The organism is Phosphitispora fastidiosa, assembly GCF_019008365.1.
Classification (GTDB): domain Bacteria; phylum Bacillota; class Thermincolia; order Thermincolales; family UBA2595; genus Phosphitispora; species Phosphitispora fastidiosa.
Genome location: NZ_JAHHUL010000002.1, coordinates 43,532 through 55,550, shown reverse-complemented (window position 1 = coordinate 55,550; position 12,019 = coordinate 43,532). Strand labels below are relative to the sequence as shown.

Sequence of the window (12,019 nt, the reverse complement as noted above, 5' to 3'; positions counted from 1 at the left end):
CCTGAATCTGGAGGTGACCAAGTGGAGAAGTTTATTGTTATTGGAGGTAAACGTCTAAAGGGGAATGTAAGGGTAAGCGGCGCCAAGAATGCTATCCTTCCTATTCTGGCGGCCAGTCTGCTCACCAAGGGTATAAGTATTATTCATGAGGTTCCGGCCCTCCTGGATGTCCAGGTGATGAAAGAGGTGCTGACATATCTTGGGGCCCGGATAAAGTGCGATGGCAGCACAGTTACCGTTGATAGCAGCAAAGTCGGCAGCCTGGAAATTTCAGAAGACCTGATGCGTAAAATGAGGGCCTCAAATCTGGTCATGGGTCCTCTTCTGGGGAGGTTCGGCCGGGTTAAGGCTGCCTACCCAGGTGGATGTGCCACTTTATAGAAAAGGGTTACAGCAATTTTAGCTGTAACCCTTAAGTTTTTTCAAAGAAAACTATCCTTGAATTCCCTGTACAGGTCAAGGAGTTCCTGGCGGTCACTGATGGAGAGTTTGCGGAAAGTGTTGCGCAGATGGGTTTTCAGGGTGTTGTTGGAAATGTTGAGATTTTCCCGGATATAAGGGTTGTTCCGTCCCTCCAGGAGCAGTTCCATAATCTGTTTTTCCCGGGGTGTCAGGCCGTAATGCCCGGCGAACTGTGCAACTGGAGAACCTTCCTGAGCAGCCCCAACCGGAGACCCGCCTTCAGGGTTTGGTATCTTCCAGACACTACAGGCTGTTTCTGCATGAGCCTTATTGCTCAGACGCGCTTCAGCTATCTCCGGCTTTACAGGGGCAGAAGGATAATTCCAGCCGGCAAATGTTTCCCGCTCTCCCCGGAAAACCATTGTCCCGATAAACATCAGCAGTGCCGCCAAAAGGGAAATCAAATCAGTTTCTGCTATGCTTAGCGAAATTGCTGACGAGATCTCTTTAAAAATAAATTCTCCGGAAAAAATGGCCGTTGTAATCAGGAACATACCCCAGGCAATGACACTCCACGGAAAACGATGACGTGCCGCCAGGTATGCAAAAAGTATCCAGGTGTAAAGGTCAAAAAGAGCAAACCCGGTCTGCAGGAAAGTAAAAGGAATCACAGGATAAGAAATATGTAAAAAGGGGAACAGCACAAAACCAACTCCAAGGAGAGGAAGAATTGGCCGGTAAAGTAATCTCAGGTCAAGGCCGGGATTGAAGTAAACAAATACTCCTGCTGACAGGCATACGGCGAAGTACACCATATTGGTAAGCCAGAAGTTTTCGACAAAGCCTAATTGCTGTCCTGAGGCAATCATCTTATGCATCAGGCCGCCGGCCACGTAAAATAAAATGATTAGCACTACTAACCGTACGGGAAAGGGAAAGGATTCAGCCGACCGGATAGAGGCATCCTGCTGCGGTTCAGCTATGGTATTAGTTTCGCGCAGCAGCAGGATCATGGAACCCAGTGGTATAAAGGCAGTGACTGGGACTGCCATAAGTAACGGAAGCTTGCTGACAATAAAGAAAATGATGGTTCCGACCGTTACCGCGATACCGAAGGCCAGGCTGGCCTGATGGGCAGGAAGAGTACTGTACCGTTCACCCCATGCCGATATCAGCATGGCAGAACCCACCCCTGCCAGAAGTGAACCCAGTATAATCAGCAGATTGTAACGAAGTTCCGGACTATCATTTCCTATTAAACCGCATACCAGAGTTCCGGCTGTCATTAATGATATAGACAGAATTATAAATAATGGTTTTTTCCACAACCCTGCTGTTATTTTACCCATTTTGGCAATAAGCAGATATGAAATTGAGGTGCAAAGTAAAAAGGCCATAAACACGGTTTCAGGGCTCCCGCCAGATTTAGTGGTGACACCATACATAAGCGGGCCGTTCAGAAAGAACAGCCATAACCAGCCCTGCACAATTCCCAGCCCAAATGATTTAGCCCACATTTTTTTCTCCTGCACTAAGACATTATCATACCCAATAATAATTACTACTTGATTAATTAGACAAAATCACCCTTCAAGGGTGATAGACGCTTGGTTAATTATATCATAAACTGAAGCATATGCGAATTATTTTTGGTTAGTTATTGGTGTTTCGCGAAAGCGTATTAGTATTAATTGTGGTGCTCGGCACAGCATTAACCTGTTGTGCTTTTTTACCTTATCAGAAGGGGGTGGCAGCCAAAAAAGGTTTCAGGTAAAAAGACTGACAGCTAAGGGGGTAAATAAATGTGCAGGAGATTGAAAGTTAAGAATTTATTATTAGTATCCGTTATTTTAGCAATGTTGGTGCTCATGATGCCCATTACTTCTTTTGCCGCTTCCGATATTTCACATCATTGGGCAAAAGGGCAAATTGAAGAGTGGTCAGCTAAGGGTTTGATTAAAGGTTATTCCGATAATACCTTTAGACCGGATAATAACATTACCAGGGCAGAATTCTTCACCCTGATAAACAAGGTATTTGGGTTTAAGGAAAAAGCTGTGGTAAGTTTCTCAGATGTATCCGGCGATGTCTGGTATTATGACGAAATTGCCAAAGCTGTGGCTGCAGGTTATGTTGGGGGATATCCTGATGGCTCCATCAGGCCGCAGAACAATATTACCCGTCAGGAAGCTGCTTTAGTGGTGGTTAAGGCCTTTGGTTTAAGTGATGACACCTCCTCAATGTCTTCTGAATTTAAGGATTCCGGTCAGATTGGGGACTGGGCCAGAAACTCTGTAGCTGTTATGCAGGGTAAAGGTTTTATCGGCGGGTATCCTGACGGCACATTCGGGCCGGAGAAGAATATTAAACGTGCCGAAACAGTTACAATCCTCGGTAAAGCCAGTGGGGAGATTATTAACCAGCCAGGTACGTACAGCAGCGAGACCAAGGGTAACCTGGTGGTTAATTCCGGTAATGTAATCCTTAAGGATATGGTTATTGCAGGGGATCTGTATCTTGCCGAAGGAATAGGTAATAGTGGAGTAACCCTGGATGGTGTTACCGTAAAGGGAAAGACCTTTATCCGGGGCGGAACCATTGAAATATCAGAAACAGCGACTATTTCCACTGTAGCTGTTAAGGCGGCAGCGAAAGTCACCATTGCCCAGGGCGCAAAAATCACGGCAATAACCGTGAGCGAAACTGCCAAAGGGGCAGATATTGACGTCTGGGCTGAAACGACAATCGAAGTGAAAGCTGAAAATGTGGTCATCAACAATACGGCATTTGCTGCAGGGACTACGCTGACTGTAGCTGCCGGAGGCAATATCACCATAACTTCAACCACACCGGCAACCACACCGGCAGCCGGTGGCGGTGGCGGTGGCGGTGGCGGTGGCGGCGATACGGAGGTAAATTTGGCAGTTCCCTCCGGTAGTATCGTTCCCGACCATTTTGATGCAGTTGTCACAAATGATGAAACTAATGCTCCAATAACAGGGCTGTCTGTCAGTGATTTTTCTCTCAATAAGGGAGAAACCGCTATACCGCTCAATGAAGCAGCTTTTTATGAATGGATATCTGATGACCCGGAAGATAATGATCCGGGCCGCTATACAATTTATCCGGTCGATTCCCAACTGCCAATGGCCGGAGAATATACACTTACCTTCAGCAGGAGTGGTTATGCTGCTGCCAGTGCCGTGTTTGAAGCAGCAGCAGCAACAGTACCTGTCTGGACTGATGGTGGAACAACTGATGGGCCGGTGACATTATATCCTGCAGGGACAGAGGATATTACCTATGGCCCGGAAACGGGAATCCATACAATTAATGGTGACATCTTAATTGAGGGCAATTTAAGTCAGGTTATCACAATTCAGAACATGACCATATCCGGTAACCTGACTATCAATACTCCCAATGCCACTGTTAATGTAACTGATGATGTTACAGTAACCGGGGATACCAATATTCAGGCGGTATCAGCAGATACTTTTAACAGTCAGGGAAGTCATCATGGTGTAATCGGGGTATTTGGTCCGGCATCACTAAATCTAACCGGAAATGCAGGTCAGGCAACAGTTTCGGTAAATACCACCGGCCAGGTTCGATTCGCCGGAAGTATCAATGTAGTTCAGGTGGTATCAGATGGTGTTCAGATTACCGTTGCAGGCGGAACGATTAATTATCTTCAGGTAGAGGAAAATAGTGCCTATATTAACATTGTGGGTGGAAGCTTATCGAGAATTGCGGTCAATAACACCGTAATTGTGCCGCCTGTAATCATAGGATTAGCGCCTCCGGAAATACAGCTAGTTACAGGTCTGACAGGCGTTAATCTTACTGTTGGCGGCCCGGCGGACAGTTCCAATTCTGTAGTTTTAGATGCGGGAGAAATACTGGAAGTCAATTCCTCGGCGCCTGAAGTTGCTGCTGCAGAGGTGAGCGGAGCAGGCAGTAATGAGATCCGGGTAACTCCTTTAGCAGCTGGCAGAGCCACAATTGATGTCCAGATAAAGAATAGTTCCAATGAAGTAATCAAAGCGGGGACCTTTATTGTAACAATTGCTCCGGCAGCGCCTGCCGGAGGAGAAGTTGTTATTACCCGGCCTTCAGCAGGAGAAGCTGCAGGACAGACAAAAATCAATATTGCCGCTGCTCTGGAATTCAGGATCACAAATTCTGATGGCAGTGCAGTCAAACAAAACTGGACACCTGGCATATCGGCTGACAGGATAACTCAGGCCGGTACGCCTCTGATTGCCGGGGACAGGATTGAGGTCAGGGTTAGAGCAGCCGGTCTTATACCTGCAGGGGAAGAATATGTCTATAATGTCCAGGCGGGTGATATCGGCCAGGTAGATAAGACAGCCCTGACATCGGCGATAACAGCAGCTCAGGCAAAAGCGGATGCTGCTGCTGATATGGTAGGAACAGACCCGAGAGACCCGGGTGAAGTCCTGCGGGCAGACTTGGATGCTTTGGAAGCAGCTATAGCGGCAGCAGAGGCGGTAGCAGATAATGTGGCAGCCACAGTGCAGCAAGTCGCTGCTGCGGTTGCTGCACTCAATGGAGCTGTAGATGCCTTTGAGGCATCAATACAGGGAGAAGTGGAAAAGACAGCGTTAACATCTGCGATAGCAACAGCCCAGGGAAAAGCGGATGCGGCTGTGGTGGGGACAGACCCGAGAGACCCGGGTGAAGTGCTGCAGGTAGATTTGGATACACTGGAAGCAGCTATAACAGCAGCAGAGGTTGTTGAAGCTGATGCAGAGGCAACTGTACAGGAAGTTGCCGATGCGGTCACTGCCCTGAACGCAGCGGTAACAGAATTTGATGCGTCAGTCCAGGGAGAAGTGGACAAGACAGCGTTAACATCTGCAATAACAGCTGCTCAGGTAAAAGCAGGCAGTGCTATGGTAGGAACAGACCCGAGAGATCCGGGGGAAGTCCTGCAGGCGGATTTGGATATTTTGGAAGCAGCTATAGCAACAGCACAGGCAATGGCAGCTGATGCAGAGGCAACAGTGCAGGAAGTTGCTGATGCGGTTACTGCGTTAAATGCAGCGGTAACAGAATTTGAGGCCGCAGTCCAGGGAGAAGTAGACAAGACAGCGTTAACATCGGCGATAGCAGCAGCCCAGGATAAAGTGGACCATGCTGTGGTCGGGACAGACCCGAGAGACCCGGGTGAAGTGCTGCAGGCAGATTTGGATGCATTGACAGCAGCTATAGCGGCAGCACAGTTAATAGCGGATAATGCAGAGGCAATGGTCCAGGAAGTTACTGATGCGGTCACTGCGCTAAATGGAGCGGTAACAGACTTTGATGCATCAGTACAGGGAGAAGTGGACAAGACAGCTTTGCTGGCAGCAATAGCAACAGCCGAGGGTAAAGCGGAAAATGCTGATGTTGGAACAACACCGCGGAATCCCGGACAAGTCCTGCAGGCAGACTTGGATGCTTTGGAAGCGGCCATAGCAGCAGCAGAGGCGGTAGCAGATAATGTGGCAGCAACAGTGCAGCAAGTCGCTGATGCCGTGACTGCCCTGAATGCGGCGATAACCGCTTTTGACAATGCACCACTGCCTGAAATGGGCGGCACAGTAACAATAGATGGCAGTACTAAATTCGGAGAAACACTGACAGCAAATATCAGTGGACTTACGTACACTGGTGAGGTAACTGATAACTCACTTTCATACCGGTGGCAGCGCGGCGGGGCAGCCATTGCAGGGGCCACAGGCACGGCTTACATCCTGGTACAGGAAGACATCGGGCAGACCATAACCGCAACAGTAACGGCTGATGGAAGCAATGCCGCCGGAAGTGTCACCAGCGCCCCGACAGCAGCAGTGGAAAAAGCTGATGGACCGGCAGCGCCTGATGCACCGGTATTGGTGGGCAAAACTGAGACCACTGTTACCCTGACTGCCAATCCCCTTGTGGAGTTTAGCCGGGATGGCGGTTCCACGTGGCAAGACAGTGAAGTCTTCACAGGATTAACACCGGAGACTGGATACACCTTTATTGCCAGGGTCAGGGAAACAGATACCCACAAAGCATCAGCAGCAGGTGACGGCACAACCGTTACTACATTGGCAGAGTTTGCCGGAGGCTCAGGTACTGCAGAGGCTCCCTGGCAAATCAGTGAACCCAGGCATTTGCACAATATCCGCAACTATCTGGGAGCTGCTCACAGTAATAAGCATTTTATTTTGCTGAATGATATAGATTTAGCCGGTTACCTGGGTGAAGATGGTCCGGAGTACAATGAAGGCAAGGGCTGGATACCTATCGGACCAACCTGGGGCTCAGAGTTTAAAGGGGAACTCGATGGTAATGGCAAAACAATTTCCAATCTCACTATAAACCGGTCGAATGAGGACAATATTGGCCTCTTTGGCATGACTTACTATGCTGTTATCCGGGATTTATCCCTGGAAAATGTCAACATTTCCGGGAAGAGTTATGTAGGCAGCATTGCCGGCAGGGCCAGTTACGGGACAATTCAAATGTGCCGGGCAACAGGTATAGTGGCAGCTGCTTCACAAAACGGCGGCGGTTTGGCAGGAGAACACGGCGCCGGTAATCTCATAGTTAACTGTGCTTCCCATGTTACTGTTACTGGAGCAGCCTGGGGCAGAGGGGGTATGGCTGGAAATGCCCATGCGCTCAGCCATTTTCTTAATTCATATTCCACAGGAGTAGTTACCGGAAGCGGCAGCACCATAGGAGGCTTTATCGGGTATCAGGACGGCGGTGTCGGAGATATTAACAACTGTTACTATGATACTAATACATCAGGACAGTCCGACACAGGCAAAGGTGAACCCAAAACCACTTTTAAAATGATCAGAGGGGAGACATTTACCGGCTGGGATTTTGATAATGTCTGGGCAATTGATGAAGGGGCCAGCTATCCATACCTGTACTGGCAGGATGGAGCATCAATACCGAGACCGGATACGATTCCCGGATTTAATATTGTGATTAATATCAACCCTGTGGATGGCGGAACCGTGGTGGGAGCAGGGTTACATGAAGAGAACACCGAGGTGACCCTGACAGCCTCTGCAAACGAAGGCTACCTGTTTGTTAACTGGACCGAAGGCGGAACAGAGATAAGCACAGCAAGCACATATACCTTTACTGTAACCGGGGATGTGGAATATACGGCAAACTTTATCATTCTCGGCGCAGCAGTTGACATCGATAATGTTCTCCAGATAGGAGAAAACACAACAGCTGCGGCCTCGACCACAGAAGCCGGCGTCGGCGGGTGGCAGTCCAGCAATACAGCCACAGTATCCATTGATGCCAGTACCGGGGTAATTACAGCCCTGGGGGCCGGTACAACTACAATCAGTTATACCGTATCAGACAGTGGTAACTACAACAGTACTGAAATCACTGTCTATCCGGCAGCAGTCATCGATAACCCCGCAATTGCCGAAGTCAGGGTAGGTCAGCCTAATGTAACACCTGCGGAATTTACGGCACCGGCAGCGGGAGAAACGATTACATGGCAGTCCGGTGATGAGACCAAAGCGGTTGTTAATGCTGCCACAGGAGAAATAACTGCAGCAGCAGCCGGCGACACAACCATAAGCTACCGGGTGACAGAAGATGCCACCGGAAGAGTTGCAGCGAAAGGCGAACTTGCGATTACAGTTCAGCCTTTGGACCAGATTACCGGCGCCCAAGTAGATATTAGTGAGGGCAGTATCGTTTTTGGCTACAAGTTCTTTGAAAATGGGACGGAAATTAATTATAATGAGGCCCATCTGACACCATATTACCTGGATAAGGATAATTCAATAGTTACCCTGAAGCTAGGTGAGCAGTCGGTGACCAAAGCTCTGACCACTTTAGGGATATCGGCAGACGGAACAAAGACTTACAGCAGCCTGAATGAAGTTATTGTGCAGTGGTGGAGTAATCCCGCTGAGGTCTTTATTCCCTCCCATATTGAGCTGGTTATTAAGCCCCTGGAGGGACAAACCACATTCTGGAGTGAAATGACGGTTTCCCGGGAGCTTACCGCAGATGAAATTCTGCTGTTAACTCCAAACTCAGATGCAACCTTAGCTGCCTTCACTGTAGGTGGAATTGACGTAACCGGTTTGGCGGGACTGGAGGTCTCAAACCCGATGACTGACCAGGGAGCTGAACTTGAAATAACCGATTTCACTGATTTTACCGGTATTGCGGCAGCGGCAGCTGATGCCAATGCAGCAGTGACTGTTACCGTAAATGGAATCCCCGCAGCAGACCCGGTTCACCAGGCTGTTGCAGAAAATGATGTAATAGTAGTGACAGTGGTGGCTGAGGATGGAACAACGGTAAGGCATTACAAGGTAACTGCAGTATTACTGAGTGAGGTAATTCCCGTGGGGGATTTCCTGGAAGCGGAAGCCGGTTCTGATTTTATCGGAGTTGTATATACCAGGGACGGCAAAATTTACTACAATGAGAAGGCCGGCGGTCTCTGGGGTGTGGAAACAGAAATTGGAACAGGTACTGAAGGAAGAATGGCCATTGACAGTTCCGATAACGCTCATATAGCCTATACCACAAATGGGGCCATCGGTTACCGTACTTTTAACGGCAGCGCCTGGAGCGGTGAGGTGTTGATAGCATCCAATAATGGCGGTTCCTGCTCCAAACCGGATATTGCCGTGGACAGTAATGGCTATGCCCATATAACCTATACGGATACAGATGGAAATACCTTCTGGTATGATAACAAGCCGGATATTATGTATGCCGTAAATACTTCGGGCAGTTTTACGAATCAGGTTATCTTTGACGGGTATTATGAAAGCCTGGGAGGGGCTACCTATGCCGGGAACTACTTTAACAAAGGCTCCTATATTGCCTTGGATTCAGGAGACAACTATTATATTGCAGCACACAAATACAATTATTATAGATGGATGAGCGGTACTGACAAAACCTATTCCATAGTTGTCAAATCAAATCTGGGCACCGGCAGCACCACAGGTTCATCTACAGATGTTTTTGACATCTATGACCTGACTGCCAATGGGGATACAATACACCTTCTCTATAAGCAGAGTACCTTTAAGGTGTCCGAACTGGTCTTCAGCGGTGCGGCCATCAGCTTTATTAACACCGGGGGTCTTACCGGCACCTCAGTCAGCTCTGTGGAAACCGACTTAACCAATGTAGTTGTGGGCGGCATCAATTCCACCAAGCTGCAGACCCATTACAACGGGCAGTCCCAGGTATATGATGGTATTGTTGTCAAAGGCACCAGGGTATCGGTGGTAAATACCGGGGGTACATTTAATGCCATATACTCAGATAATGCTGACAGTATCATCAAGCTGGCGGAGATTACCAGACCCCTGAACACTAATGCCACCCTGGCAGTCTTCACCGCAGGCGGGGTGGATGTAACCGGGTTGACCGGACTTGAGGTGACCGACCCCTCGGTGGATGCGGGAGCAGAGCTTGAGGTAGCGGACTTTACCGGGTTCGCCGGGATTGGGGCAGCGCCTGCTGACAGCAATGCAACAGTAACTGTGACCCTAAACGGGATAACGATAGATGAAGCAGACCTGGCAACTCAAGTCCTGGCAGAGAATGATGTCATTGTAGTGGTTGTTGTTGCCGAAGACGGGGTAACCACCAAATACTATAAACTGACGGTCAAGGCAGTACCTCCGGCGCCGGCAGCAGAGACGCTGGTTCCAATGAACGGCGCCCCGGCAGCAGATATAAACCCCCCGACCGCTGTTACCTTTGATACAGATGTTACTGTAAACGACCTCAGCGGCATCACTATAACCTATCTGGATGGGGTAATACAACAGGTGGGCAATGTGGCGGCAGTCCTACAGGGTGATAACCGTACCCTGACTATTGCCCATGATACCTTAAACCATAACACAACTTACACGGTAACCATCCCGGCAGATGCGGTACGAAGCGGCAGCACCGGTAATGAAGCAATCACCTGGAGCTTTACCACCAGGGATGTAATCAGTGCTGTTATTGTCCCGGAGGCAGCAGACTTCTACTACTTTGGCTATGAAAATGTGGTCACAACCATAAACTGGGTAGATGCTGCTCAGGTTACCGGTATCTTTGTACCTGAAGCCTATGATGAAGGATATACTCTCATGGGATCAGAGTATATAGTTACAGACAGCGGAGACGGTACGGCTGTTCTGGCTGTTAAACCAATTGTGTTAAACGATCTGTGGGACAACGGTGAAGGAATATACTCCTTTGTTGTCAGCTTTGATACCGGTGATCCCGTTACCTTCGCGATTAATGTCCAGGAAGATACGACACCACCTGAATTTGCGGCCGGTTATCCGAAGACTGATAATATCACCGAGACTCAATTTGATTTAACGGTACAGACCAATGAGTATGGCGATGCCTACTTTGTTGTATATGATGCCGGGGCGACACCGCCAAGCAATACATCCAGAATTACCGCGGGCTGTTACGATGATGGTCAGCCTTTACCCGGAAACCGTTTTGGGGAAATCTCTTTAACCCCTGACACTGAGGCGGTAATCACTGTTTCAGGATTGGCAGTGGAAACAGCGTATGATGTCTATGTAGTTGCCTATGACAGCAACGGTAATGCAACGTCAATTGTAAAAGTTGCAGTGACAACAGAAGCTTCTCTGCTGGCCCAGACAGCAGCGCCGGTTATTACCCTGCCGGTAAAAGAGGATCACACAGTGGTCACCGGAACAGCTACAGCAGGAGCAGAGATTATCCTCAGCATTAACGGGGCGCCGCAAGCGCCTGTAACTGCCGGAGTTGACGGCAGCTGGGAGGTTACAGGCCTGACGTTACAATTGGGAGATTGGATTACAGTTACTGCTCAGTCTGACGGTGAATTAGTGAGTGAAGCTGCATCCACAAATGTGCTTTCCATGTATGCTTAGCTGAAGCAGCAGTAACGACAGGTAGTCAGGCAGTTTCTGTAGATTTAATCAGCATATGTTGAGATAGTCATGCTTCAAGCGCCCTGGCGCGGTTTGGGTTAATCCCAATTCGTGCTGGGGCGTTTTTTTTAATTAAGGAAATTACCGTTTTGCAGGATTGTGGATAATTTGATTATGTTTGACAAGGCTTCTTTATTTTTACTTATTTATAAGTACTGTGCTGATAGAATTCTCAGAAACTATTCGTGTAAAATAGTGGAAACAAGCAGTATAAAAACAGGAGGTGAATAACCATATTATGTTTAATCGTTCGTTTTATTATCTCGGCACTGGTGCTTATAGTCCTTAGTTTTATACTACCGGGCTTTGCTGTGGTGGGGTTCGGCGGAGCGCTGCTGGCGGCGGTCGTTATCGCCATTCTGGGCTACGTTGTGGAGGCCATTATGGGTAAGAAAATATCCCCCCAGAGCAGAGGCATTGTTGGTTTTATTGTGGCTGCAATCGTTATTTACGTAGCGCAGTTTTTTGTCAATGCCATGACGGTTTCCGTCCTTGGCGCCGCCCTAGCGGCCATAGTCATTGGCATTGTGGCTGCTTTTGTGCCGACGGAACTTCGCTAGGATGTGTTCCTTTTGCCCTGTAAACAAGGACATGAACAGACTTGCCATGACTGTGGT

General features: G+C 48.6%; 4 protein-coding genes. 3 read left to right on the top strand and 1 reads right to left on the bottom strand.

What is annotated here, in order from left to right; all coding sequences use genetic code 11:
- Window positions 1-21 precede the first annotated feature (21 nt).
- On the top strand, window positions 22-381 hold the full coding sequence (locus Ga0451573_RS02645) for a carboxyvinyltransferase (RefSeq protein ID WP_231682332.1): 360 nt from the start codon (window positions 22-24) through the stop codon (window positions 379-381).
- Window positions 382-422: 41 nt separating this feature from the next.
- Here Ga0451573_RS02645 and Ga0451573_RS02640 read toward each other — a convergent pair whose 3' ends face one another.
- The gene (locus Ga0451573_RS02640; protein WP_231682331.1) at window positions 423-1,919 is read right to left on the bottom strand and encodes a response regulator transcription factor; all 1,497 of its coding nucleotides are present in this window, start codon (window positions 1,917-1,919) and stop codon (window positions 423-425) included.
- A 285-nt stretch (window positions 1,920-2,204) separates the two neighbouring features.
- Between Ga0451573_RS02640 and Ga0451573_RS02635 the strand changes: the two genes are divergently transcribed.
- Both Ga0451573_RS02635 and Ga0451573_RS02630 read left to right on the top strand, forming a co-directional pair.
- Window positions 2,205-11,342: an S-layer homology domain-containing protein gene (locus Ga0451573_RS02635; RefSeq protein ID WP_231682330.1), complete on the top strand. Its 9,138-nt coding sequence runs from the start codon at window positions 2,205-2,207 to the stop codon at window positions 11,340-11,342.
- 287 nt (window positions 11,343-11,629) lie between these two features.
- Window positions 11,630-11,962 carry a phage holin family protein gene (locus tag Ga0451573_RS02630; RefSeq protein WP_231682628.1) on the top strand — a complete coding sequence of 111 codons (333 nt, stop codon included), beginning with the start codon at window positions 11,630-11,632 and terminating at the stop codon, window positions 11,960-11,962.
- Window positions 11,963-12,019 lie beyond the last annotated feature (57 nt).